Source organism: Ignavibacteriales bacterium (assembly GCA_016709765.1).
GTDB lineage: Bacteria > Bacteroidota > Ignavibacteria > Ignavibacteriales > Ignavibacteriaceae > IGN3.
In genome coordinates, this window is record JADJMD010000014.1 from 103,064 (window position 1) to 129,085 (window position 26,022).

21 protein-coding genes and 1 pseudogene are annotated in these 26,022 nt (G+C 34.1%); 8 read left to right on the plus strand and 14 right to left on the minus strand.

Features of this window, described 5'->3' with window-relative positions; genetic code table 11:
• Positions 1-3: 3 nt before the first annotated feature.
• The 8 genes and pseudogenes from IPJ23_16085 to IPJ23_16120 all read left to right on the plus strand — a co-directional run bounded on the left by IPJ23_16085 (position 4) and on the right by IPJ23_16120 (position 6,375).
• On the plus strand, positions 4-1,263 hold the full coding sequence (locus IPJ23_16085; GenBank protein ID MBK7632190.1) for a cysteine desulfurase: 1,260 nt from the start codon (positions 4-6) through the stop codon (positions 1,261-1,263).
• A complete protein-coding gene (locus IPJ23_16090) occupies positions 1,263-1,721 on the plus strand; it encodes an SUF system NifU family Fe-S cluster assembly protein (GenBank protein ID MBK7632191.1) in 459 nt (152 codons plus the stop codon). Before IPJ23_16085 ends, IPJ23_16090 begins: the two co-directional genes overlap by 1 nt.
• A gap of 2 nt (positions 1,722-1,723) precedes the next feature.
• Positions 1,724-2,045: pseudogene (locus IPJ23_16095) on the plus strand (SUF system Fe-S cluster assembly protein).
• Positions 2,046-2,068: 23 nt separating this feature from the next.
• Positions 2,069-2,602, plus strand: a complete 534-nt coding sequence (locus tag IPJ23_16100; protein MBK7632192.1) for a BrxA/BrxB family bacilliredoxin — start codon at positions 2,069-2,071, stop codon at positions 2,600-2,602.
• 95 nt (positions 2,603-2,697) lie between these two features.
• Positions 2,698-3,177, plus strand: a complete 480-nt coding sequence (locus IPJ23_16105) for an Rrf2 family transcriptional regulator (GenBank protein ID MBK7632193.1) — start codon at positions 2,698-2,700, stop codon at positions 3,175-3,177.
• Between the two features lie 176 nt (positions 3,178-3,353).
• Complete coding sequence (locus IPJ23_16110; GenBank protein ID MBK7632194.1) at positions 3,354-4,619, plus strand: dipeptidase; 1,266 nt, start codon at positions 3,354-3,356, stop codon at positions 4,617-4,619.
• A complete protein-coding gene (locus IPJ23_16115) occupies positions 4,616-5,911 on the plus strand; it encodes an agmatine deiminase family protein (protein MBK7632195.1) in 1,296 nt (431 codons plus the stop codon). Before IPJ23_16110 ends, IPJ23_16115 begins: the two co-directional genes overlap by 4 nt.
• On the plus strand, positions 5,908-6,375 hold the full coding sequence (locus IPJ23_16120) for a nuclear transport factor 2 family protein (GenBank protein MBK7632196.1): 468 nt from the start codon (positions 5,908-5,910) through the stop codon (positions 6,373-6,375). Before IPJ23_16115 ends, IPJ23_16120 begins: the two co-directional genes overlap by 4 nt.
• A 169-nt stretch (positions 6,376-6,544) precedes the next feature.
• On the opposite strand, the gene menC is transcribed toward IPJ23_16120, so the two are convergent.
• The 14 genes from menC to IPJ23_16190 form a co-directional block, all read right to left on the minus strand.
• Positions 6,545-7,651 (minus strand): o-succinylbenzoate synthase, encoded by a 1,107-nt coding sequence (gene menC / locus IPJ23_16125; GenBank protein ID MBK7632197.1) that lies wholly within the window; start codon positions 7,649-7,651, stop codon positions 6,545-6,547.
• Positions 7,652-7,675: 24 nt separating this feature from the next.
• The gene (locus IPJ23_16130) at positions 7,676-8,815 is read right to left on the minus strand and encodes a saccharopine dehydrogenase NADP-binding domain-containing protein (GenBank protein MBK7632198.1); all 1,140 of its coding nucleotides are present in this window, start codon (positions 8,813-8,815) and stop codon (positions 7,676-7,678) included.
• A gap of 176 nt (positions 8,816-8,991) precedes the next feature.
• The gene (locus IPJ23_16135) at positions 8,992-10,485 is read right to left on the minus strand and encodes a hypothetical protein (protein MBK7632199.1); all 1,494 of its coding nucleotides are present in this window, start codon (positions 10,483-10,485) and stop codon (positions 8,992-8,994) included.
• Complete coding sequence (locus tag IPJ23_16140; GenBank protein MBK7632200.1) at positions 10,482-12,557, minus strand: Type 1 glutamine amidotransferase-like domain-containing protein; 2,076 nt, start codon at positions 12,555-12,557, stop codon at positions 10,482-10,484. The genes IPJ23_16135 and IPJ23_16140 overlap by 4 nt, the downstream gene beginning before the upstream one ends.
• Before the next feature lie 12 nt (positions 12,558-12,569).
• Positions 12,570-13,787, minus strand: a complete 1,218-nt coding sequence (locus IPJ23_16145; protein MBK7632201.1) for a hypothetical protein — start codon at positions 13,785-13,787, stop codon at positions 12,570-12,572.
• Positions 13,788-13,799: 12 nt separating this feature from the next.
• Complete coding sequence (locus IPJ23_16150; GenBank protein MBK7632202.1) at positions 13,800-14,795, minus strand: PorV/PorQ family protein; 996 nt, start codon at positions 14,793-14,795, stop codon at positions 13,800-13,802.
• An 18-nt stretch (positions 14,796-14,813) separates the two neighbouring features.
• Positions 14,814-17,558, minus strand: a complete 2,745-nt coding sequence (locus IPJ23_16155) for a hypothetical protein (protein ID MBK7632203.1) — start codon at positions 17,556-17,558, stop codon at positions 14,814-14,816.
• Between the two features lie 23 nt (positions 17,559-17,581).
• Positions 17,582-20,041 carry a TonB-dependent receptor gene (locus IPJ23_16160; protein MBK7632204.1) on the minus strand — a complete coding sequence of 820 codons (2,460 nt, stop codon included), beginning with the start codon at positions 20,039-20,041 and terminating at the stop codon, positions 17,582-17,584.
• Positions 20,041-20,907 carry a MurR/RpiR family transcriptional regulator gene (locus tag IPJ23_16165; protein ID MBK7632205.1) on the minus strand — a complete coding sequence of 289 codons (867 nt, stop codon included), beginning with the start codon at positions 20,905-20,907 and terminating at the stop codon, positions 20,041-20,043. The genes IPJ23_16160 and IPJ23_16165 overlap by 1 nt, the downstream gene beginning before the upstream one ends.
• A 43-nt stretch (positions 20,908-20,950) precedes the next feature.
• Positions 20,951-22,066, minus strand: a complete 1,116-nt coding sequence (locus tag IPJ23_16170; GenBank protein MBK7632206.1) for a T9SS type A sorting domain-containing protein — start codon at positions 22,064-22,066, stop codon at positions 20,951-20,953.
• Positions 22,067-22,119: 53 nt separating this feature from the next.
• The gene (gene yfcC, locus IPJ23_16175) at positions 22,120-23,532 is read right to left on the minus strand and encodes a putative basic amino acid antiporter YfcC (protein ID MBK7632207.1); all 1,413 of its coding nucleotides are present in this window, start codon (positions 23,530-23,532) and stop codon (positions 22,120-22,122) included.
• Positions 23,529-24,383, minus strand: coding sequence for a cyanophycinase (locus IPJ23_16180; protein MBK7632208.1), 855 nt, complete (start codon positions 24,381-24,383; stop codon positions 23,529-23,531). Before IPJ23_16180 ends, yfcC begins: the two co-directional genes overlap by 4 nt.
• A 5-nt stretch (positions 24,384-24,388) precedes the next feature.
• Positions 24,389-25,483, minus strand: coding sequence for a M20/M25/M40 family metallo-hydrolase (locus IPJ23_16185; protein ID MBK7632209.1), 1,095 nt, complete (start codon positions 25,481-25,483; stop codon positions 24,389-24,391).
• Positions 25,484-25,586: 103 nt separating this feature from the next.
• Positions 25,587-25,940 (minus strand): hypothetical protein, encoded by a 354-nt coding sequence (locus IPJ23_16190; protein ID MBK7632210.1) that lies wholly within the window; start codon positions 25,938-25,940, stop codon positions 25,587-25,589.
• Positions 25,941-26,022: the final 82 nt, after the last annotated feature.

The window sequence follows — 26,022 nt, forward strand, 5'->3', positions numbered from 1 at the left end:
AAAATGCATACTAAAAATGCAGCCATAATAGAGAATAAATCATATTTGTATGATGTGCAGAAAATCAGAAACGATTTTCCAATTTTAAAATTAAAAGTTCATGGTAAACAACTTGTTTATCTGGATAACGCTGCTACCACACAGAAGCCTCAATATGTAATCGATAAAACAAATAATTATTATGAAAAGATGAATGCAAACATTCATCGCGGTGTACATGCGCTTAGTCAGGAAGCAACCGAAGCTTTTGAGAGTTCCCGTATTATTATTAAGAATTTTATTAATGCTCTTGGTAAAAATGAAATAATCTTTACACGCGGCACAACTGAATCAGTGAATCTTGTTGCCTCATCCTATGGAAGAACCAATATTAAAGAAGGTGATGAAATAATCATCTCAACAATGGAACATCATTCCAACATAGTTCCCTGGCAGATGCTTTGTACAGAAAAAAATGCAAAGCTTCGTGTAATTCCTATTAATGATGAAGGCGAAATCATCTTTGAAGAATTTGAAAAGATGATTAATGAAAAAACAAAATTTGTTTCCATTGTTTATGCATCCAACTCGCTTGGTACTGTAAACCCGGTAAAAAAGATTATTGATTTAGCGCATAGTTACAACATTCCTGTTATGCTGGATGCAGCACAGGCTGTTAATCATTTAAAGATAGATGTACAGCAGCTTGATTGTGATTTTCTTGCATTTTCTGGGCACAAACTTTATGGACCAACCGGAATTGGAATTCTTTATGGGAAAGTAAATTATTTAGAAGCTATGCCTCCCTATCAAGGCGGCGGAGATATGATTTCTAAAGTTACATTTGAAGAAACCACGTACAACGAACTTCCGCATAAATTTGAAGCCGGAACTCCTGATATTGCTGGGGCAATTGGTTTAGGTGCGGCAATAGAATATGTTGAAAAAATAGGTTTAGAAAATATTGCTTATCATGAAAATGTCTTACTTGAATATGCAACAAAAGCAGTTTCTGATCTACAAGGCTTAAGAATTATCGGAACAGCGAAAAATAAAATTGGAGTGTTATCATTCCATTTTGAAAATGTTCATCCCCACGATGTTGGGACTTTCCTGGATTTTGAAGGTGTTGCAATCCGCACTGGTCATCATTGTACTCAACCGTTAATGCGCAGATTTAATGTCCCAGCAACTTCACGTGCATCCTTTGGAATGTACAACACAATTGAAGAAGTCGACATCCTAGTCAATGGATTAAAGAAAATTTTAGAGGTATTCGGATAATGGATCAGGAATTAAGAGAGCTTTACCAACAGGTAATTTTAGATCATAATAAATCACCGAGAAACTTTAGGCTGATTGAACATCCAACAAATCATGCTGAAGGATACAATCCACTTTGCGGAGATAACTTAAATGTTTTTCTTAATATAAATGATCATGGTATAATTGAAGATATTTCATTTCAAGGATCCGGATGTGCAATATCAAAAGCTTCTGCCTCTTTGATGACCTCGATGTTAAAAGGAAAAAGTGTTGAAGAAGCCGAAAAGATTTTTAATAAATTTCACGAATTAGTAACCGATAAATTAGGCGATAATCCTGATATCGATGAACTAGGAAAGCTTGCAGTATTTGGTGGCGTTAGAGAATTTCCAGCTAGAGTTAAATGTGCATCGCTTGCATGGCACACAATGATAAATGCTTTGCATAACAAAAAAGAAAAAGTTATAACAGAATAATTATGGCACAATTAAGCAAACAAGAATTAGAAGAAAAGATTATTCAGTCATTAAAAACATGTTACGATCCTGAAATTCCTGTAGACATTTTTGAGTTAGGTTTGATCTATGAGATTGCAATTGATGACGAATCAAAAGTAAAAGTTAAGATGACATTAACTTCTCCAATGTGCCCTGTTGCTGGATCACTTCCACCAGAAGTAGAAGCAAAAGTAAAATCTGTTCCGGAAGTTACAGATGCAAAAGTGGAACTTGTTTGGAATCCACCATTGGGATAAAGATATGATGTCTGAAGTTGCAAAACTTGAATTAGGATTTTTATAAAACAAAAAATAAAAGGAGCACAAATGTTTAATATAACTTCACGTTCACCAATGTACGATCAAGACGCGGTTCAGCCAATGCGCGATGAATTAGTCGCGGTTGGCTTTGAAGAATTATTATCAGCCGAAGATGTTGATATCGCAATAAAAAATAATGATGACAAAACAGTTTTAGTTATGATCAACTCTGTTTGTGGCTGTGCTGCAGGTAGCGCAAGACCTGGGGTTTCGCTTGCTCTGCAGAATGATATCATTCCCGATAAAATTTATACGGGATTTGCTGGCCAAGAGCGAGATGCAGTCGAACGAATAAGACAGCACATAAAAGGTTTTCCCCCTTCATCACCAAGTATTGCTTTATTTAAGAATGGCGAGTTAGTGCATTTTGTGCCAAGACTGAATATCGAAGGTTATACAGCTGAACAAATTGCTCAAGGCTTAAAGCAAGTTTTTAAAGAAAACTGCTCCGCAAAAGGTCCATCTATTACACCGGAGCAATTTTCACAAGTAATGCATGCCAAACAGTGTGGCTCAAAGATTCCATTGTTTAAAGGATAAGTCATTCCGAGTCCCCATTTATCGGGCGAAGGAATCTATACTACAGATTGCTTCGTCGTCCTAAAAGGACTTCTCGCAATGACATAAAATGAGATATGAAATTTAGTACACAAGAAGAATATGGATTAAGACTTTTACTTAGAATCGGGAAAAGTGATTCCGATAAAGGAATGACTATTCCCGAACTGAGTGATGAGGAAAAACTTTCTGAAGCAAATGTTGGAAAGATTCTTCGTGCATTACGCCTTGCCGGATTTATTGAAAGTTCACGTGGACAAACTGGCGGTTATAAACTAGCTCGTGCTGCAAATGAAATACTTGTGGGCGATGTTTTAACTGCGCTTGGAGGTAAACTTTATGAATCTTCTTTTTGTGATTTACATTCCGGGGTTGAAAATATTTGCACACACTCTATCGATTGCTCAATCCGCTCGCTCTGGAAAACAGTACAAACTATGCTTGATGGATTATTGAGTAAAATTACTTTACAGGATTTACTTGGTAACGAGCAGCAAGTTGAATTGTTTGTTTCAAATCTTACTGAGGAGTTGGAAGAAAATCATACAAAAAAATAAAACACCAGTGCAATAGAAAAAAGTAATATTCTCTTATTCAATTTATATAGAACATTTCAAACAAATCATCTAATCCGATTGATTTGGCACAATAAGTTATTACAGTTTATAATATAATCTCTACTAAGAATTGATCGATAAAATATTTATTTATTAAAAGATCTAAAGGAAATGGTATGAAGAGAAGTTTAAAAAAGATTTTAACAATTTTAAGTTTTTCCCTCCTCTTGGCGCAAGTATCGATCTTTTCTCAGAACTCAGAATTGCAAGCATTTAAAAATAACTCCTATGAATCCATACAAAAAATTTTGATGACTTCTCGCATCATTGATGGACATAATGATTTGTTCATACACTATTTTGATTGTAAAGATTGTCCAATAGATATCGCTGATTATCCTCTTGATACAATCGCTAAAGGACACACCGATATCATTCGCTGGAAAAAAGGCAGAGTCAGTGGGCAATTACTCAACGTCTTCGGTGGAACCAGAGCATTAGATGATTATTTAAAAGCCTGGGATTTATTATACAGACTTGAAGAAAAATATAAAGACGATTTAGCTGTTGTCGGTTCATCTTCAGAAATGAAACGCGTAATGGACGAAGGAAAAATCGCCATTCTTCCCTCGCTTGAGGGAGCTATAAGATTGGGCGACAATATGTTCCTTGTAAGGTCATTTTATAAACTTGGTTTGCGCAGCGTTACCTTTGCTTATTATACAAATCAGTTTGCAGACGGAAGTAATGACACAGTTAAACATAATGGCATCTCAAAACTTGGCGAAGAAATGGTAAAAGAAATGAACCGCCTTGGAATTATTATCGATATGTCCCACATCTCAGCAGAAGCAATGAATGATATTCTTGATATCACAAAAGCTCCTGTGATATTCAGCCACTCCAATGCAAGAACTTTGTGTAATGTAAACAGAAATGTTCCCGATGATGTTCTGCTAAGATTAAAAGAAAATAACGGCTTAATAATGCTTACAGCCGTTCCGTACTTTACTAGGAAAGAACACTATGAATGGATGGACAGGGGCGATACGCTCTACTATAAAATCATAAAAGAATTTCCTGATGATAAATCAAAAGTGGCTTCAATAATGGAAAAATGGGAACGTGAAGATATTATGCCTGAGGTTACAGTTAAGGATTTTGCGGATCATTTTGATTATGTAAAAAATCTTATTGGTGTTGATCATATTGGAATAGCCGGAGATTATGATGGGATAAATTACACAATTAAAGGTATGGAGGATGTTTCAACATATCCAAATTTATTAATTGAATTAATCAATCGCGGATGGACTGAAGATGAGATCAGAAAAATCTGTTCTGAGAATTTCCTTCGTGTATTTGAAGATATAGAAAAAATTTCTGAAAGACTGAAACTCGAAACACTACCTTCTTTAATGAACTTATCAGAGACAAAATGAAAACATACATTTTTATTTTATCAGCAATATTGATGCTTTCTTGTAATCAGGAAAGATCACCTTCTGATTTTTATATGCCTGGACAATTTGAAGAACAGGAAGCCGTTTGGCTTGGCTGGCAAGGTTATGAGCCTTATTATCAGGTTAGTGCTGATATGATAGAATCATTGCTGCCTTACATTCAGATTAAAGTAATAACCGAATCAGACAGCACTTTACAGGTTTGTAAAAACTATTTAACCCAAAGAGAAATTGATACAGAAAAAATTAAATTCTATGTAATCTCTGATAATGAATTCTGGATAAGAGATCACGGTGCCGCATTTACTATAAATGAAAATGGTGAAATCAGGGCTGTCGATTTTGGATGGAACACTTATGGAATTAGATCTTGGTTAATGGAGATATATGAGAAGAATGAGCAAAAAGTTGATAGTGTGATTAGTTCAGTGCTTAGCAGTAAAAGAGAAAAAGTTGATAGTATGATGGCCACTGAGGACAACATTCCGGTTATAAAATCATGGATATTTATTGAGGGTGGTTCGATTGAAGTAAATGGGAAAGGAACTTTAATTCTCAATGAACCATTAACTCTTTCTAGGAATGAAGGCACATCAAAAGACAGCATCGAAAAGGAATTTAAAAGAGTCTTTGGTGTAACTAATATTATCTGGCTTCAGCACGGTCTTGCTGAGGACCCGCATATCTGGCAAACGATCTCAGGTAAATATGTTGGCATTGGTACAGGCGGGCACACAGATGAATATGTAAGATTCGCCGACGAAAACACAATTCTATTGGCATGGGTTGAGGAATCGGAAAAAGATAAGAATCCATTGAACAGAATTAATTATGACAGAATGAATATCAACTATAAAATCTTAAAGAATGCAAAAAATGAAAACGGCGAGCAATTTAGAATTGTTAAAGTTCCCTTGCCTGATATTATAGCACAACCAGTAATAATTTTAGAAGCGGATCAGTGGGATGGTTCTTATAATATTCCAATTTCTGCTTTTAAGAAAAGCGATGGCTGGGCGGTTGGAGACACTGCATATAGAGTCGCCGCATCAAGCTATCTTAATTATTTTATAACAAATGAAGCCGTATTGATTCCTACATATATTGAACAGGGTTCTTCTTCCGATAAAGAAGAAAGAATAAAAAAAATATTCGCAGAAGTTTTTCCCGGCAGAAAACAAATTTTTATCGATGCAATGCCTCTTAACTGGGAGGGAGGCGGTATTCATTGTGGCACACAACAACAACCAAAAAGAAAGAGGCTGGAATGAAATCACTAATTCTGTATTGCTTTATAATACTTTTCTCTTCTGTCACTTTTGCGCAGAAAATAAAATACGCAGGCACACATCCCCCAAATCCCGAAGTGCTAAAGCTGATGGAAAGAGATGCTGAGATATTTGATAAATATAGAGAAGTTTCTGTTCGTGATAGTTTAAGAAAAGAAATTATTTCGCCTGCATATTTCTATCACGGCATCGATGGAAAACCAATTGATATCGATGGACTGACCAAAAGACAAACAAAAAATCAATTCCAGCTTCTGGAAGAAGAAGTGCTCAGCGAAACATTATATCAATATGAAAACTCTGCGATACTTGTTTACGTGGTTAAACTAAAGCTAAAAGACAAAGGCGAGATTCACGAGAGATTAAGATCAAGTCTTATGGTATTCAGTATGGAAAATGGTGAGTGGGAAATTATATCTGATATTGTTGGGCAGGATCCAAAATAACAAAATTACTCTATAATATTTACTTAGGAACGAACAGCAAGTAGAGTTGTTTGGTACAAATCTTACTGAAGAATTAGAAAAAAATTCGTAGGGAATGGACTCCTGTCTACTCCGCTTAATGTTAAAATAATACCGTTGCCAATGCCTGGATCGGACAGGAGTCCGATCCCTACTTAATCTCTGCTTTTCTAACCGTCACTTTATCCAGCATTTTAATATTCACTTCAACACCAATTCCTGTTTTAGTTGGAACATCCATTGTTCCATCTTTATTAACAAGAAATTCCGGTTCAACAATATCTTCTTTGTAATAACGTTTGCTCGCAGAAATATCTCCGGGCAAAGTAAAGTTCGGCAAAGAAGCAAGAGCAACATTTCCAGCTCTACCAATTCCGCTTTCTAACATTCCGCCGCACCAAACAGGAATATTTTTAGATGCACAATAATCGTGTATAAGTTTTGATTCTGTAAATCCGCCAACACGACCAGACTTAATATTTATTACTCTGCAGCTATCTAACTCAATTGCAGCCCGCGTATCATCAAGCGAGTGAATACTTTCATCAAGACAAATTGGTGTTTTTAGATCCTTCTGAAGTTTTGAATGATCATAAATATCTTCATAACTAAGAGGCTGTTCAATCAATAACAAATTGTAATCATCCATCTGCTTAAATAAATCTATATGCTTTAACTCATAAGCTGAGTTTGCATCAACCTGTAAAAGGATATTAGGGAATTCTTTTCTTAACGATTTAACGTACTGTATATCATTACCGGGAGCGATTTTTATCTTTATTCTTTTATATCCTTCGGCAAGATAATTTTCAACTTTTTTTACAAGTTCTGCCGGTGAAGATTGAATACCGATGCTTACGCCAACATCAATTTTATCTTTTGTTCCACCAAGCATTTTTGAAAGTGAAATGTTTTTAGACTTTGCAAACAAATCCCACAAAGCAGCTTCAAGTCCGGCTTTTGCCATTCTGTGTCCGCGTACTTTATCATAGGATGCAATCGCCTCACCAATGCTTGAAATATCTTTACCTAGAATTGAAGGAATTAAAAAATCCTGCAAAATATGCCAAGCTGTTGTTACTGTTTCGTAGGAGTAAAACGGAGTTCCTTCAGCAACGCTTTCGCCCCAGCCTGTAAAGCCTTCGCCATCAACACGAACAATAATATGTTCTTCATCGTATTCAGTTCCCATTGATGTTGTGAATGGAGAAACTAATTCCATTTTAATGTGACGAAGTTCAATTTTTTCTATATGCATTTTAAATTCCTATTTTTTTATTAACTAGTCTAATACTTCAATAATTTGATGATAAATAACTCCTCTATCCTTTAAACCATTTAATACAAAATCAACACAATTGGGTTTTTGTCCAATATATTCCGGAGGACAAATTCCCTTTCGATCAAACAAACCTTCAGCTAATAATCTTAATACAGTTGTTGCTGTATACCCGGTAGTTCTAGCCATTGAATGTATCTTTGTTGTTTCATCGTATCGGTCTAACATATTATAAGTGTAGCGAAGATTTTTATTTGCTTTTTGTCCTTCTATAACAATTTTTAAAACAGTGAATTCAGATTCTCCTTCCTTTAATTCCCAAAGAGGAAATAAAAGCTTGGAAGTCAAATCAATAGGTTTAATTTTTATTCCATTCACTTCAATTTCATCTTTGCTAAAAAATCCTGATTCCCGAAGCACGAGAATTTTTTCTATATGACCAGGAAAACGAAGAGTCTTCTCTTTCATATTTGGAGCATTTATTGTATCTGCCAATGTTCTTAGACCATCACTATTAAATGCTTCAAGTGTTCCGACTTCATCAAAGTTTAATAATTCAGGATCAGACAGTGCAGGACGAATAACTAATTTCCCATTTTCGATATATCTTGCTGGGCGTGTGTATTCTTCAATCACATCAATAGGTGAAAATCCTGCTTTATATTCATATGGATACTCACGAACAACAGGTAATCCTCCAACAAAGATTAATATGTTTTCAGTCCTATCGAGAAGGCTATTAACATGTCCGATTAAAATATTGCTCATGCCTGGTGCAACACCACAATCAACTACCGCGGTAACATTATTTTGCTTTGCGAGATCATCAAGTTCAAAAGGATTTTCAGAAAAGAATGCGATATCAATCACATTTTTTTTTGCTTTGATGATTTCGTTAAGTGTATTAAATCCCATAAAACCGGGGACTGCATTTAATACAATATCAAAATCTTTAAGTAAGGATTTTAATTGATTAGGATTTGAAATGTCTTTTTCTATTTTTTTTATTGGCAGATTATTAGGAATTCTATCAAGATTTTTTTTACTGATATCTGCAACTGTCACATTAAAAGTTTTATCATTTGCAAGATCTATAGCCATTGGGCGGCCGACAAGACCGCAACCTAAAACAAGTACATTCATTTTTTTCTCCAGGTATTTTGTTTTTACTTACAACAAATTTTGTTGCGTTAATTAAATAGATGAAGAAATCTTATAATCCGCTAAATCGATTCATAAAATTAACTGAATAAATAATAATATTTCGTTTTAAAGAATTCATTGCCTTTAATGATAGCTCGTGTTGATTTTATTTAAACCTAATTCACAACTCTTAGTATCGGAAATTTTTCGCTTTTCTTAAGAAGGTGTTCAAATTGTTTATAAGTAACTAACCCAAGTTCCGATTTGGGTTCGAGAGCAATAACAATCATATTATTTCTTAACTGATTCACAGGAATAAAAACATAATCATCACATTTAAAATTATTTTCTATCTCTTTCACTTCAGTGATTGGATTAATAATTATATCTCTTTCAAAATCTATTGAATCAATTCCGCTTATAAAATACTGTTCAATTTTATCAGTATTAGATTTTTTATATTCGTAATACGTTAGAGCGTGCCTATCAGCCCAATCAATTATTTCCTTTAGATTTTTGGGCACTAAATATCCTTTCGGTCTTTCAACATCATATATAGATTTCACAATCGGACGATAGTCACTTACGGTAATAACTGTATCTGTATTTGAATAATAAGAGAGTAATGGAAGTTCAAGTTTGCTTCCATCAGCAAAATGATCTAACTGAATTGCAACTTTATTTGATACTTTATTAGTAACTAGTTTTTCTCTTTCTGCAGTCACAAGCATTTTAATTTCGTCTTTGTGTTTATAAGCAAATTCAAGAAGGCCTCGCATACCAGTCATTTGTCCTTCGGCACGCTGTTTAATATTATCAACAAAATTGTCTGTCCCATTTAAACCTTCCTGTATAAATGAAAAAGTATTTTGGATTCCCAAACTTTGCCTTCCATCATTTATATCAAACGTGCTATATCTGATGTAATCAATTTCCGGCGGGCCACCAGGCAAATAATGGAAAACCGAAAAACCTTTCTTGCTAAAATATTTAAAGATGAATGGCAGGTAAGTTTCATAGGACAATTTTCTAATTTCATCAGAAATATTAAGATTAGTTAGTGCCCCAACGGTTTCATCAAAATTACGTCTGTAGCCGTATTTTTCCCAGGATCCACCATAAGGTGCATACTCGTGAACATCCATCGAAACTTCGAACAGATATTTGTTAAAAAGATTGTGAAGTCCAATTGTCTCTGGTTCCGTAAGAATCAAATGATTACGATTAAGGTCCATTCTATTACCATTGCGTCTTTCATTTTTTTCTGAACCATCGGGATTCATTTGCGGTATGAGAGCAAAATCAATTTTATCAAACAAGTATTGATTTTCAGGTTTTAATATTTCATTTACAAGAAGAAGTGCACCTTCCTTTCCTGATTGCTCGTTACCATGCTGCTGCGCAAATACTAATACTCTAATCTTTGATTCATCTTTTCCAAAACCAGTTTTGGAAAAGTAAATCGCATACAACTCTCTTCCCTCCACTGATTTGGAAATCACTTCAATAGAGATCAAATCAAAATTTTCCTCAATATTTTTTATAAACTTAGATAGTTCAGAGTGTGAAGTGATTTTAGTGTAATCAGAGATTTGCAATGGTGTAAGAATATTTTGTGCTAACAGATTACCTATAGCAAAAAGAGTACTGTAGAGTATATATTTAATCATCTTAATAATACCATTGATTTTGTTAGTGAAAAGTTCTGAGTAAAAAGTCTATAGAAATATATACCGCTTGAGAGTTTTGAACCATTAAACTCAACTTCATAAAAACCGGAATTAATTTCCTTATTAAAAAGAGTTACGATTTTACTTCCAAGTATGTCATAGACTATTAGAGAAGTTAACCTCTCCCCATTTCCGTCTCTATTGTAAGTGGAGGGATTTAAGGGTGAGGTCGGAATTGAAAAACTAATTGTTGTAGAAGGATTAAAGGGATTAGGGTAATTCTGATTAAGAACAAAGTTACTTGGAAGTGAATTAGAATTATTGTTTTCAACTTCTGTAAGGTTATCAAAAACTCCCGACTCAATTAAATATTTTATATCGGGATAATTTGTAATCGAAAATCTTACATCGTTCATTGCCACGATTTGTCTTGGCCCAATGCTTCCGCTTGCTCGATAAGTGGATGAATCAACTTTTGTTGTCTCTCTTGCATCAATAATTATATATGGAATCTGAACATTTCCACAAATAGAATTTTCTAATGGCGTAATTTTTAATCTGTCATTTCCATTTAGATAGACACCAACACGTTTGTTGTTTCTCATCATTCCCCATAATACTGCACTCATTCTGTTTTCATAGAAATCTGAATTTTCAAAGATTAAAGGTTGAAATACTAGTTCAGGGAATATGAATAATCCTTCATTCAGAGTCATCTTGCCTCTATAACCAGCATATAAATCCGAATCCGTATTACCAATAAAATAATGCCCTGCAATTTTTCCAGTATTACCAAAAAAGAAAACCGGAATATGCTGGCCTAAAGAATTATAAAATGCAGAATTTACCAAACCAATCGGCTGATTTAAATAACTGAGTACGTTTAAGGAATCACCAGCAAAGATAAAACTTGTAGCTTGATTTATTTTAATGGCGTCTTCTGAATTATTCAAACTAGAAGTTGTGATGTTAACGACATCAAAGGTAATATTTATGTTACTTAAAAAGTTTGTAATTGTTGTTAGTGAGTTGCTAAAACCTGGATGTGAGATAACTAAAATATTAGAATTATTATTTTCTGTTAGGAAGGCATTTAGATTAGCTAAGTGTGAAGTAAGATCATTGCTGCCGGTTAAATAAAAATTTGTTTGAGGATAAAACCATGTACGATTCGGATCAACATCTCTAGCTGATGATGGAACAAACGAAATTACATTATTTACAAAATCATATTTCCATCCTTTGGTTAAAAGATGTGATTTCAAATTTTCAATCGTATACTTGCCCGAATTGATAGAAGAATATTTTGTTAGCGCATCTTTATAAAATATTGAAACCGCCCCACTTCCCATAACTTCTCCAATTCCATCGGGAGAAATACATATTGCAGTTCTGTCATCTATCCCGGCACCAATTAAATCTCTGCTTGCATTATAATGCTGATTATAAATCATCGCAATTAATCTACCATGTCTTGCTCTTTCGATAAAATGTGTATCAAACAAAACATTTGGAATAAGATTTAAGAAATTATTCTCAAACTTCATTCTGTTGTAAAAAGGATTTTGAAGTGCTTCATCAGGGTAAGCAGAACCACTTTGTGCACTAAAATCAACATCGCCAAGAACTGCTGCTCCCGCGCTAGTACCTGCAATTACTCCGCCATTCTCAAAAACAAAATTTATTGCCGAATCAACTTTAGTACCTTTCCACAAACGAATATAATCCCATTGATCTCCGCCGCGAATAAAAATTGCTCTTGCCGTTACTAGTTCATCATAAGTTTCTTGAAGATTTGCAGCTGCAATTGTAGCTATGGTTTTATTGTAAGCAGTATCAGCACCGAATGAAATAAAATAAGTAGGAAGCCATTCCGTTGCACTACTTGCACCAAGGATAATAATTTTTCCGCTATCTGATTTTTGAACTACCCAACTATATGGTGCATCACTCCAATCATTATAATCTTCACTACCGCCGCCAATTGCACAAACATAGCCTTGAGCATTTAGATTAAGAGTAAGATTATAAAATAAAATGAAAAGGAAGATTATTTTAGATATTAATTTCACTATGGGCGGTCATCAATTAAGATGAAACTTTGATTTGATTTCATTGTAAACATCGTTATCAATCCAATTATAAAATTTTTTTGCTTCAGAATATTTGAACCCATTTTTTCTAAAATCGGTTAAAATACTTTTTGCTTTCGCAAGAACTTGTTCCTCAATTGGAATCAATTTTTGACGAACACCCGAATTTTCTTTATTCATCAGCGCAGATAAATTTAAATAATTTTCACTAGCATCATTTTGTGATGAAAAAACTTTATCCTTCAACTGAAGCGCAACATTGCATAAAGGTGCATTGCCGGTTTCATCTGCTTGTAGAACTTTAGGCATTGTTCCATCTTCAAGAAGCCAAACGGGAATTATAACTGACGTAAGTGGAAAACCGAGTATTGTCCACATTGTTGTATAAGATGCAGATTCACCTTTTTTAATTCCTTGCACAACTATTGCCGCAGAACTGGAATGTCTTGGAATGTAATCTCTGAAGAAAATGTAATTTGATTCTTTCGCATTTGCAGGTAAGGATTTTTCGAGATCAGTTTTTGTAAACGAATGAACTAGACATCTTGGAACATCATTTATTAAAAATTCAAATGATACTTTTCCATCCTTTGTTTGATTTTCAAAAAGTTCGCTTGCGGTAGTATATCTTATATAACCATAACCTTTGTTTTCTTCACCAGCAATAGAAAAGTTAGTTCTTATAAGATATCCATTTGGTGCAACTGAAGGGTTATTTACATCATACTTTATAAATTTATAATTGTCAGTTTCATAATACGCTGCTCCACCGTTTGCATCGATAACTCCAAAGTTTGCTTCAACACCAAGAGGTTTTGATAATCCATTTAACATTTTCTCAAAATCTTCAAGTGTTGCACAAGTTTCCAAAGCCAATTTCATAATCCTGCCTTCAAGATCAGAAAGTGTTGTTGTGTCATCCATCTTCAAGTTGTAAGATGCTGAATTCATAATTCCAAAACCAGCAGCATTAAATCCACACCAAACATCTTTGTTTTCCTTATCTTCAGAATTAACAAGTCCTATGAATCTATATTTCCCATCAAAGAAATAAACTAATTTATTTTGTAAAGCATCTGCATCACGATTTTTTAACAGTAATGGTCTTCCATCTTCAGTTACTTTGCCGGATACTACAGCAGTTGTGCAAGGGTTAATCGAAATACTTGCAGTTAAAAAAATAAATAATGCAAATAATTTTTTTTTCATAAATCAATCTTTTTAAAAACTTAAATTAACAGATATCCTATGAACACTTGGCAAAATATCATATAAGGAAAATGCATAATCAAAATAAACTGCACTGCCGCCTAACGGAACATTAGCGCCGGCACCAAATGTAAAATCCTGATCATCGTAATTATATTTATAACCTGCACGAACAAAAAATCTATCGAAAAAGGAAAACTCAGTACCAAAATGTGCACGTTCAGCATTATCATTTGGATGAGTTACATCAATAGCACCTTTCATCTTTACAAAATCATATTCAAATACATCAAATCCAATTCCCACTTGAAAGTTTAACGGCAGTGGAAATTCTTGAGTATTTAAACTGCTGGGAATTAATCTGGTATTAGGATAATTCTCGTCCTTTGATGCCGTAAAATCAAGATCCGGACCTTCAAATTTCATATCAGCACCAAAATTTGTCATAGACATTGCGATAGTAAGATTTTGAAAATCTAACCTATATTGAGTCCCGATATCAAAGGCTACACCAGTTGCAGATTCATTCCAGATTCTCTGATTTATATATTTTACAGTTACGCCAACACTAAATCTATCCGTTAAATACTTTGCATACGAAATTCCAAGGGCAATATCACCGGCATCAAAATATCTTCCTGTTCCGTTTGGTTGCTCTTCAGTTGTTATCTCCATATCACCAGATGTAAAAAGGACCATACTGGCAGCGAACACACCCACATCACCTGCATTATAAACCAATGAAGCCGCATTAAAATCAAATAGATCAAACCAATTCATATAAGAAAAATGAGCCTGAACATTATTCACTTTTACTATCCCTGCTGGATTCCAGAATATAGCTGATGCGTCATCTGCAAGTCCAACAATAGCGCCACCCATTGCTTCTGAACGTGCACCTACAGGCAATTGAAGAAACTGAGCCCCGGAAGTGCCAAGATTTGGATTTTGAGCCATGGCAGTTCCAAAATAAATTATTGTTAACAAAATTATGGTTGATATTTTCATATAATCTCCTGCATCAGCTTATTTGATTATTGCAAATCGTTCTTTGTACTCGGAATCTTTTGTCTTAACGACATAGATATACATTCCGGCAGCTAATTCTCTTCCACCTTCTGTTCTCAAATCCCAGGCTTCAGTACCATTTGTTGCATTGTGCTCAAGTGTTTTTATCAAGTCAGCATCAATAGTAAAGATGTAAATAGTACATTCAGGAGGAAGATTTACAAATTGAATTTGTCTCAAGGGTTCTTTTCTTAACTCACCAAATTCAGGTTCATAGAGAGACGAAACTAAATATGGATTTGGCACCACTCTAATCTTATTCAACTCATTTGCAACTTGTTGAATATCCACCTTTGATCCTGCAATTTTAAGTGAATAAGAATCTTTAATATTTGGCTGCACAGGTTTAATTGTCTCAACAGAAAATTTATTTCCTGCTGCGGGCGGTGAGTTTGTCGGAAAAGTAATTTGCCCTTCGATTCCATCAAAGTAAAAAGTATCGCCGGAATACAATGTATCCAATTGTACAGTAGTTTCACTAACTGATAATAAGACAAACCCATTTCCATTTACTGCTCCGTTTCCTTCTATGGAAGCAATATAGATTTTTTCTAAAACTGAATCAGAATAAAGAACTTCAAAATCCATCTCAACATTATCCGTTCCACCAATTCTTGAAACACTCTTTAAAATTTCGGGTTGAACTAATTGTAAAGAAATTCCATCTGTAGTTGTTTGGATTTGATTAATTTGATATGATCTTTTGTTGATTACTGTATCTGAATTATTTCTTACAGTTGTCATTGAGTAGTTAATTGCGATTACATCTCCTGTTTGAGGCAAGCTATCCATTGGGGTTCCTAGCGAATCTTTAAGTCTAACTCTTAATCCATCATTTAAGATTAAAAAACTAAGAGCATTTGGTGGATTGTAAGTATAGCCCTCTCTAATTACTGTATTTGTCGTTATGTTTACTAAATCAAATCTATTCGGAGCAGTAAATTCAAGTGCATATTTGTATGGTTTTGTAGCATTTGTATCAGTAACAGTTACTGTTACATCTGTAACTAGGTCGCCAAATTCTTTTTTAGGTTCAAAACTAAACGCTGTTTTATATTCATTTCCTGCAAGTGATTCATCATCAATTACAGAGGCATTAAGTATATAGTTAGAGTTTCCCGTATTTAAATTTATTATATCTATAGGTGTTACTGAAGTTCTTCCGATGGCCTCTGATCTTGGAATTACGGAAACTGTATTTACTGCCATAAGATTATTTCCAATCGCACTTTCTAAGCTTTCAAAAGATGAATCTCCTTTATCGTATGCTGTAATCGAATACCAATATTCAATTCCATTTACTAGGTTTGTATCAGTATAACTATATTGTAAACCGGTATTGTTTCCTGCAGAATTAATTATATCGTAATCCGCTATCTTTTTCCAGGAGATTCCTTTATCATTGCTTTTATATAATCTATATCCTTCAAAATCATAGCCTGCTAATTGGTCAAAACTCTTTTCTGCAACATCATCCCAATATAAATTTGCCCTAAAATTGCCTTCAGTAGAATATAGATTAGGGCGATTAGGCGGTTTTGATAGATCAAAATTATTATCCATTGCAAATTGTGCTGTGTTTGCAGCAACAATCATTTCGGCATAGGTTTCACCTGCAACAAATGCTGTATAAAAAACTAATGTATCTCCACGATTTAAATTATATGGTCCTGAAGAAGTATTAGCCAGTAAATCTATTCCGGAAGCAGGAATAGTCGCTGGGTCATCATAATGTAAATTTGCGTTGTTGCCAATATGAAAATACTTATTACCAATGGATGAATTATATAGATTTGGGTCAGAAGACATATAACCATATTGGACAGTATCTTTATCGGATATATTATCATCATTATACAATAAATAGTGCATATCCGTCATACCGAGCTGTACACCGTTTACTTCAGGCGTTTTCAGAAACATAATTCCAAAATAACCAGTTTTCCCACCCGGCCACTCAGTCGAAGTTCCCTTATCATAAAAGTAAATAAGGTTTTTTTCCTTTATGAATCCAATCTTGTCATCATCGTATTCTGGTAGTCCGCCACTTACGTTTCCCACATCTATATCATTATGCAATGCAAAATATAATCCTTGCAAATCTTGTGAACCATGATTTGTGATTTCATATTTGAAGAACAACATATTCTTTGCGAAGTTAGATCCAAATGCATAACCTGTTTGTGCAATTTGTATCCCAAGAATGCTTACAGTGTTGTTACTATCATTAAAAACACAATAGCTGTCCTGATCAGACAAAATAATATTGTTTCCATTTGCATCTTTAATTGGCCACCCCTGCACAGGCCAGGATTCAGGGTCATCACTAAAAGCGATTCTAGCTATATCTCTATTAGTATATCCAAAGGCAGCTTCCCATTCTTCATTGGTAGTAAAGCGTGCTTGTACAACATTACCAGGAACTCCCACCATTTGATTTATCCTATAGATATAATGTTTAGTGCTGTTGATCGGAAACTCACCCGACGGACCTTGTGTAATTCTTCTTGGATAAAGTTTACCGCGGTTTTCAAAGAATAACCCTATATTGCTAGCATTATGAGTACCACCTGCACGATCTTCTATTCGTAATATTTTTTGTATAGGATCCTTATCCCCAAAATCTTTGTCATTTTGTTGTGCAATCACAAGACTGGATAAAGTAATCAGCACAATTAATTGTAAATAAAAAACTCTCATCATTTTTCTACCTTAAGAATGAATTATTAATTAAACCTCATTGTAAAACCTAAACGTATTGAACGAGGAGGGCCAAAGTTTGATGGATCCTGCATGTACTCAACTGAAGTATCACCTTCAGTAGTATAATCGGGTTCGCCTGTATCGCCATATACATAAAGCACATTTCTGTGATCAGTTAAGTTTAAAATTTCAGCAAATAATCTTAATCGCCATGAACTAGCAAACTCAAATTCTTTTCCGATCATTAAATCAATACCAAATAACCCAGGTTGTCTTAGTGAGTTTGCCTCTACAAAACCAATATCTCTGCCTGAAGGTGTATAAGGTGCGCCGGAACTTGCTTTTAGAATTAAACTGAAATCCATGTTTTCAAAAATTGGTGAGTTAAAAATAGTTGGTCCTTCATTTATGGGAATGGTATATGTGCCGCTTGCATTAAAAATATGTGTTCGATCCCAATTTAGATAATAAAGCTGAGTAGATTCTTGTGTTCCAGGATATTGTTCAGTTTCAGAAGAAGCGCTGCCTTTTACAACTGAATAGGTATATGTTAGACCACCCGAAAAATATCTTGTAGGTCTTACATCAAGAGTAAATTCAACTCCTTTATTATTAGCATAATCTTCATTTACATAAAGCGTATATCCTGTATATCGCCCATCAACAAATGGAAAATAATATCGTGTGCCAATTAGTCCTGTAATATCTCTATAATAAGCAGTCACATTCAATGCAACATTATCAGAAAATTGATGCGAAACACCGACTTCATAAGAAATTGTTCTTGTAGCATCCAGACTTGGCTGACCAAATAAAGGTTCTCTTACGTTAAGATCGTATTGATTATTCTCAAACATGGGTTCAAAATTTGGATTCTGAAAAAAGTGTCCGTACGAAAAATGAAGTTTCGTTCTATCCGAGATAGGATGAGCAATACCAAATCTTGGCGAAAATTGTGATCGTGATTCAACAGTTATAAGCGAATTGGGATCAAGCGGATCACTTCTGAAGATCACATTAGCGTTCAGATAATCATAACGTAAGCCAATATTTATTATTAGGTAAGGCAGTTCAATTTTATCCTGGATGTATGCAGCACCTTCAAAAGGTTCTGTATTGTAATCATCGATATAAGGAAAATTTCTTTTGGGATCATAAACATCATAGAGTTTAAGCCAGTGTTTTTTATAAGATGCGCCAAATTTAACTTCATTCATAGAACCCATTTGCCAAACTGCATCTGCTTTTAAATCCACATTTGCCGTTCTGCTTTCTAATAACTGAGGTGGATCTGATAGCTTATAAAATTCAAACCCGTTTCCGTATTCTTCAAAATACTCTGTTTGTGTTGAAGAAAGGTATTCTGATGTATCTTTATTTAAACCGGAATAATATCCCTGATTAAAGTAAGATGCTTTCACATCGTAGAAGAAATTATTTTGTACGGTATGCGTCAGATTCAACGAACTTTGCCAACTGTCGGTTCGAACTTTTTGATACTGCTCGGGGATGTATTTATAGGAATGACTGTAATTCTGCCTACTTCCTTTGCTCCCTCTATTCATTAATGAAATTTTAAAATAAGGTATTGTTGTTGAAGAAAGCTTGCTAAAAAATGAACTTGTTTTATCATATCCGAAAGGTAGATAACTTCCGTAATTATTAAGTTCTGCTGAAATAAAAAAATTATATTCTGGGCTTACAATTGGACCACTAATACTTCCGTTAACTCTATTCTCGTGAAGATCTGAATATCGATCAACCCAAAACTCGCTTGTTCTTGCTTCAAGTTTTGCAGAAAATTTATCTGTTCCGTTCCTTGTTACAATATTTACTACACCGCTAAGTGCATCGCCGTACTCAGCATTGAATGTACCGCTAAGCAAACTCATTTCCTGAATAGCATCGTTATTAATATTAGTTGCAAGTCCGCCAAGCAAAGGGTCATCAACTAAAGTTCCATCAATCATGTATGCAACTTCGTTTGATCTACCGCCTCTGACATGAAGATTTGATCCGCTTCCCGTCACTCCTGCCTGAAGTGAAAGTAATTCTGTAAACGTGGCAACAGGCAAATTTTCAATCTCTTCTCGAGTGATTACAGAAATACTACTTGTTACATCCTTCTGAATAAGTGGTGTACGTGCAGTTACAATTACTTCATCAACCATTATTGATTGAGGATTTAATTTAATCTGAAGAATTGTTGTTTGATCAACAGTAATAGATACATCCTGCATAAGGGTAGTTTCATAACCAATAAAGCTAAACTTTACATTATATCTTCCAGGTGAAATGTTCAGAATAACATACTCTCCATTAACATTTGTAGCTGCACCAAAATTTGTCCCTTCAATTATTATATTTGCACCAACTAAGGGTTCGCTGGTTTGGGCATCTTTAATAGTACCGGAAAGTTTACCGGTTGTACCTGAATAAACAAAAAACGGGATAAGTAGAAATAACAATAAAATATTTTTCATCAATAACTCCCGATTATTGTTAGATTTTGGTTAATCATAATTTCCTCTGATTCTTTAAGAACTTTTTTTGCTCTTTGTTTGTCTTTAATTGCACAGGCAGTAGCAATTGCATTTATCAGCACTGAAATAGCAGCAAAGGAGTTTGTAAAAAGCATATTCTCACTTTTCACAATCAAATTTGCTTTAGTAAAAAATGTAACTGGAGAAGCATGTTTATTTGTAATAGAAATAACATCAATTTTTCTTTTAGCGGCATACTCTGCAGCTTCAATCGTTTCTTTTGAGTAAGGTGGAAATGAAAATACTATCAGTAAATCTTTAGGATTTAGAAAGAGTATATGTTCATTAAATAGAGTATGAGAATGCTGTAACACTGATGAACTAATACCTACTTGAGTTAACTGGTAAGCCAATAGTTCAGATAACAAATAAGAGATCCCTAATCCTGCAGTAAAAACTCTTTCAGATTTTGAAATACGATCTATTACGTAATTAAATGTACCGCGTTCAATAAGATTTAGCGTATCATTAATATTTTTTATATCAAGATTAGCAACCTCGGTTAACAAATCTTCATCCGCTCTACGTTTTTCAAAAAGTGGAAAAATCTGTTTGTTAGTTAACTCTTTTTGTAATGATCCTGTTATTGAATCACGCAGTTCACTAAATCCTTTAAATCCTGCTCGTTGAGAAAATCTAACAATTGAAGCAACACTAGCCCCAGTGGCTAAAGACAAATCCTGCACATTTACGAAAGGAATTTTATCAAAATTATTGATAAAGTAGTCAGCAATTTTTTTCTGATTTTTTGGAAGAGAATTATACTTGCTTGTAATCTTTTCTTTTATTTCTTTATATCTATCCATAATAACAAAAGCTCACATTTTACTGTGAGCCTTTTTATAATTTCTATTTAATCAATGTCATTTTTTTAGAAATCACGCCAGCATCTGTCTGTAAGGAATAAATGTAAACTCCTGAAGTGATCTTTGATGCATCGAAATTATATGTGTGAGTTCCTGCATCAAGAGATTCATTTACAAGTTCGGCAACTTGTTCACCAAGAGTGCTAAATATTTTTAAGACCACATTTGATCTTTGCGGCAATCCAAAAGAAATTTTTGTAGATGGATTAAATGGATTAGGATAATTTTGATCAAGTGTAAAATTTTTAGGAATATTGTTTAAATCAGATTCTACTGAAACTATCTGGAAATATTTTTGTTGAGCAAGTTGCATATTTGCCAGCATTTCTGTCTGATCTACACCGATAGCCACGGCAAAATAAAAGGTTAATGAATCTCCGCTAGTCAAGTTCTGAGGTGCTTGCGATGTAATTATAACGGGACCATCAGCAGTATTAGAAACATATTGTGGATCTATTGTTCCATGATTCAACCATCCCCAATAACTTGCATCAACCTCATAACCATCATACCATTCAAATGCAGTCATTGAAGCGAGGGGATGAGAAAGTAATTTATAACCCACATTCGTTTCACCACGATGAGATCTGATAATATTATTTGTTAAATCATAAGAAACAGTATCAAAACCGTAAAGACTATCAACGAACGGAATTATATCACATCCGACTATTGCATCAAAAGCGCTTGTCTCTCGATTTACAGCAGTAAACTTTAACAACACATATGAGGCATTATTCCAACCCAAAACTGTTAACTTCTCAAGAATATCTGGTGCTGCTCCTGAATAAGCATTGTTATATTCACCATAAATTTCAAAATCACTATTCTGAGGGCTAGTTACCAAAACTGTTGGAACTTCAACATCGACATCATTCTGATAATCGAATACTTCATTTTCACTTTTACCAACAAGAATGGAAATTCTTTCTACCTGTCGTTTACCTAAATTATCAGGAGTAAGCAGCCGTACACGTCCATATGTTCCAATCGAAACACCCAAAGTGCCAGTATCGAAAGATGCCTGCGCTAGTAAATCACTAGTTTCTAGTAGAAATAAAACAGCAATCAAAAAAATAGATAGTACAAGTTTTTTCATGGCGTAACCTCTCTTTTTATTAATTAATCAATATATAATTGCTATCAAAGTACTCAATTCCATCCCATCAGATTTGGCGGAATAAGTAAAAGTAATCCCAAAAGCATTAAAATTATTTGTAGTGGAATAACCCATTTTGCCCATTTTTCCCATGGAACTTTTGCCATAGATAATGCACCCATAGTTACAGCAGAAGTTGGTATAATAATATTTGTATACTCCCCAAATTGAAAAGCTAAAATTGCCGTTTGTCTTGAAACTCCAGCTAAATCTGCCAGAGGCGCCATAATAGGCATTGTTAAAGCTGCTTGTCCGCTGCCGGAATGAACAAAGAAATTAATTACTGCTTGCACCAAAAACATTTTTTGTGATGCAAAAATTGGAGATGATGATTGAATGAACGGTGCAAGTCCGTAAAGAACTGTATCAATAATATGTCCATCTCTCGAAATAACCAAAGTTGCTCTTGCAAGTGCAACTATAAGAGCTGTTCCAACTAAATCTTTAGCGCCATCAATAAAACTTTTAATTAGTTCATCACTTTTTAATCCACCTATAATTCCTGCAGCTATTCCCATAATAAAAAATGCGGCAGAAATTTCTTCAATATACCAGCCCAATGAAATAACACCAACAACAATCATTACTAAAGAAAGAGCAAATGTTAGAAGCACTAATTTATGTCTTACTGTAAAAAGATTTTCATTATCGTAAACTGCTTCAAAATGTTCATTCTTTCTTCGCTCGTTATCAGCTTCATACATCGGACTGATTTCAGGTTTGCGGGAAAGTTTTTTCATGTAGTACAGTAAAAAAGCAATTGCAACAATGGTAGAAATCAACCAGCAAATTATACGATAGCCGATTCCTGAAAATAAAGGAACATCTGCAATACCTTGTGCAATACCGACGTTAAATGGATTTAAATATGCACTTGCAAAACCAACGTGCGCACCAACAAGTGGAATTGCAACACCAATTATGGAATCGTAACCAAGTGCAAGGCATATTGGTACTATTATTAGCACAAATGGAATAATTTCCTCATTCATTCCAAATGTTGCGCCGCCAAGCGAAAACATAAATATTAAAACCGGAATAAACATTTTTTGCAAAAACGATGACGAACGATGTGCCCTTGCTAATTTGTTGATTAGAGAATTTATCGCATCAGTTTTTGCAAGCACATTAAATGCACCGCCCACTATTAATATAAATCCAATAATTAATCCGGCTTCAACAAATCCTTTTAGTGGTGCGATAAATAAATCAAAGAAACCTTGCGGATTGCTGTTTACATATTTGAATGAGTTTTGTACAACTACTTCTCTTCCGTTTACAACTGCTCGTTCATATTCACCGCCGGGAATTACCCAAGTCATTCCTGCAATCAGAACAAGCAGTGAAAAAATTAATAAATAAGTGTTCGGAACACGAAACTTAAATTTCTTTTTTACTTCACTCATTCAATTACTTTTTTAGTTTTCATATCAAACTTATCGCCGTTGATTAATACATTAAGTTTCATATCGGAGATCCCAAGATTTCCGTGTTTATCTTCGCGTATATTTTTCCCGTCTGTTGGATCATAAACTAAAACCTGGTTGTTGCCGATAACTTCAAAAGTTTCATTAGGATAGACTATAATTCCTGTCGATTCATCAATTGCAATTCCAAAAAGATTTGGATGTTCAATCACAGCGGAAATTGTTCTGTTGTGTCTTTTACGTTTTAAAAAATGCTGATCAATAATTGCATTTTTAATAAATCCGAATCCTCTTTTTGTTTCGATGTTATTTTTTTCAATTGTAATAAATGCATCGTTTGAATCAGGATTAACTAATTCATTTCCGGTAATCATAACTTCGCTCATAATTGCGGCACCCGCACTCGATCCACCAACAACTCCGCCGTTATTATAAATATCAAAAACTTTTTGCAGCAATTTTGTATCAAGCATATCTCTAGCAAGATCGCTTTGATCGCCGCCAGTAAAGAAAACTGCATTTGCCCAATCCATTTTTTTTAAGTTAGCTTCATCATCAGCAGTTTCTCTTGTAAATAAAATATAGTCTGCTTTTGCTCCTAACTTGTTAAAAGTTTTTTGTTCTATTTCACTATTAAGTTTTGGTTCTGAACCAGCGTTTGGAATAATTATTATTCTTGCATCAGGTCCGCCTGCAAGCTCAACAAACTTTTTTTCTATTTCATGAGTTTGCTTGCCGCCAACAATAACAAGTTTGCCTTTTGTTTGTGTAAAGCTTTGTTGATTAAAAACAAAAAGTAAAACAAGTAAGACCAAAAATATTTTTTTCATTTTAATTAATCCTTCTTAACAAGTTCAAGTGCAATTTCTGCTGATTTTATTAAATCTTCTATGAAAATAAACTCATCATTTGAATGAGGATTTTGTGCCCCAATACCAAGATTTATAGATTCAATTCCTCTTCCGTTGAGTGAATTTGCATCGCTTCCGCCGAGTGAAATTTTAGGAGTAGGTTCAAGACCAACTTTTTTAATTGCACGCACAGTTTCTTTAAATACAAAAGAAGACTCCGGAATAGTGTACGGTACAAAATCCCAAAAATAATCAATCTCAATCTTTGCCCCGATTTTTTCAGCCTCACCCTTAAAGATGTTTACCAAAAGGTTAAAATTATCTTCTGCTTTCTTTAAATTGAATGATCTTACCTCACCTTCAAGTTCCGTGAGTTCAGGAATTACATTAACAGCTGAGCCGCTGTTGAGAGTTCCGATATTCATAGTGGTTTCTTCATCAATTCTACCAAGCGGAAGCTGGCTAATTGCTTTAGCTGCAACCTGCATTGAATTGATCCCTTTTTCAGGTGCAATTCCTGAGTGCGAAGCTTTTCCAATAATTTTTATTTTTAATCCAATTGCACCGCAGGCAGAATAAATAAAATTTCCAGGTCTGTATCCTGAATCAAATATAAACCCGTTTTTTATCTCACCATTAATTCCAAGATTCTTGGAGCCGAAGAGAGTTGTTTCCTCGCAAGTTGTAAATGCAACTGTAAAATCTTTAACTGGAATTTTTTCTTTTGCAATGTTTTCAAGAGTATAAAGCAAAATAGAAATACCGGCTCTATTATCAACTCCAAGGACTGTATCACCGGACGAAATAATTTTGTCCTCTAAAATAATTGGTCTAACATTTTCTGTCGGGCGGGCTGTATCCATATGTGAAAGCATTACAAATTTTCCACCGCTGCCTATTTTACAGATAAGATTACCTGTATTACTATTTGTAAATTCTTTTGAATTGTCTTCACTTACCTGATAACCCAATTTTGAAAGAAATGATTTTATATAGTCTGCGATAGGTTTTTCACTGCCGGAGAGCGCGTTGATTTTGGCAACTTCTAAGAAAAGATCTATTAATCTTTGATTGTTCATCTGTAACTCTAATTACAAATTGAATATTTGTTGTAATAACTGTTACAGAATTACAAAAAATATTTTCTTAAGTCAAGACAAACTGAAAAAATATATTTTTGAATTATTCGTCGTCGGAATAAGTTTCTAAATCACTCTTTTTGATGTAACCATCTTTTATAAGATTATCAGCTGATTTATAAAGAATAACTGTTAACTCATTTGTTCCGGAAAAACCAGTTGATTCAATTTTAATACCATTAAGCTCTTTGCTTACTTTAATTTTTGAAATTAATTTATCATCTGCGATAAGAGATTTTTCAAATTTTGCTTTTTTGCCCTGGAGATTCGACAAAGCATAATAAACACCTTTCTTGGCATTAACCAATGCCGATTCAATATCGCTTTCAGTTTTTGATTGTGAAAAAACTATTTGTGTTAAAAAAATGATTGGTAAAACAAGCAGATAAAATTTCATAAAGCCTCGCTCTTTATTTAATTATAATGTAAAATTTAGAATTATTGAGATTAACTGCAAATTTGTGATATCAATTACAATT

What these genes read in the sequence shown, in the direction of transcription:
- IPJ23_16090 (MBK7632191.1), top strand. Translation starts at nt 1,263, where the DNA reads ATGGATCAGGAATTAAGAGAGCTTTACCAACAGGTAATTTTAGATCAT.
- IPJ23_16100 (MBK7632192.1), top strand. Translation starts at nt 2,069, where the DNA reads ATGTTTAATATAACTTCACGTTCACCAATGTACGATCAAGACGCGGTT.
- menC (MBK7632197.1), bottom strand. Translation starts at nt 7,651, where the DNA reads ATGCATATAGAAAAAATTGAACTTCGTCACATTAAAATGGAATTAGTT.
- IPJ23_16160 (MBK7632204.1), bottom strand. Translation starts at nt 20,041, where the DNA reads ATGAAAAATATTTTATTGTTATTTCTACTTATCCCGTTTTTTGTTTAT.
- IPJ23_16165 (MBK7632205.1), bottom strand. Translation starts at nt 20,907, where the DNA reads ATGGATAGATATAAAGAAATAAAAGAAAAGATTACAAGCAAGTATAAT.
- yfcC (MBK7632207.1), bottom strand. Translation starts at nt 23,532, where the DNA reads ATGAGTGAAGTAAAAAAGAAATTTAAGTTTCGTGTTCCGAACACTTAT.
- IPJ23_16105 (MBK7632193.1), top strand. Translation starts at nt 2,698, where the DNA reads ATGAAATTTAGTACACAAGAAGAATATGGATTAAGACTTTTACTTAGA.
- IPJ23_16145 (MBK7632201.1), bottom strand. Translation starts at nt 13,787, where the DNA reads ATGAAAAAAAAATTATTTGCATTATTTATTTTTTTAACTGCAAGTATT.
- IPJ23_16115 (MBK7632195.1), top strand. Translation starts at nt 4,616, where the DNA reads ATGAAAACATACATTTTTATTTTATCAGCAATATTGATGCTTTCTTGT.
- IPJ23_16180 (MBK7632208.1), bottom strand. Translation starts at nt 24,383, where the DNA reads ATGAAAAAAATATTTTTGGTCTTACTTGTTTTACTTTTTGTTTTTAAT.
- IPJ23_16185 (MBK7632209.1), bottom strand. Translation starts at nt 25,483, where the DNA reads ATGAACAATCAAAGATTAATAGATCTTTTCTTAGAAGTTGCCAAAATC.
- IPJ23_16150 (MBK7632202.1), bottom strand. Translation starts at nt 14,795, where the DNA reads ATGAAAATATCAACCATAATTTTGTTAACAATAATTTATTTTGGAACT.
- IPJ23_16135 (MBK7632199.1), bottom strand. Translation starts at nt 10,485, where the DNA reads ATGATTAAATATATACTCTACAGTACTCTTTTTGCTATAGGTAATCTG.
- IPJ23_16155 (MBK7632203.1), bottom strand. Translation starts at nt 17,558, where the DNA reads ATGATGAGAGTTTTTTATTTACAATTAATTGTGCTGATTACTTTATCC.
- IPJ23_16190 (MBK7632210.1), bottom strand. Translation starts at nt 25,940, where the DNA reads ATGAAATTTTATCTGCTTGTTTTACCAATCATTTTTTTAACACAAATA.
- IPJ23_16130 (MBK7632198.1), bottom strand. Translation starts at nt 8,815, where the DNA reads ATGAATGTACTTGTTTTAGGTTGCGGTCTTGTCGGCCGCCCAATGGCT.
- IPJ23_16170 (MBK7632206.1), bottom strand. Translation starts at nt 22,066, where the DNA reads ATGAAAAAACTTGTACTATCTATTTTTTTGATTGCTGTTTTATTTCTA.
- IPJ23_16085 (MBK7632190.1), top strand. Translation starts at nt 4, where the DNA reads ATGCATACTAAAAATGCAGCCATAATAGAGAATAAATCATATTTGTAT.
- IPJ23_16120 (MBK7632196.1), top strand. Translation starts at nt 5,908, where the DNA reads ATGAAATCACTAATTCTGTATTGCTTTATAATACTTTTCTCTTCTGTC.
- IPJ23_16110 (MBK7632194.1), top strand. Translation starts at nt 3,354, where the DNA reads ATGAAGAGAAGTTTAAAAAAGATTTTAACAATTTTAAGTTTTTCCCTC.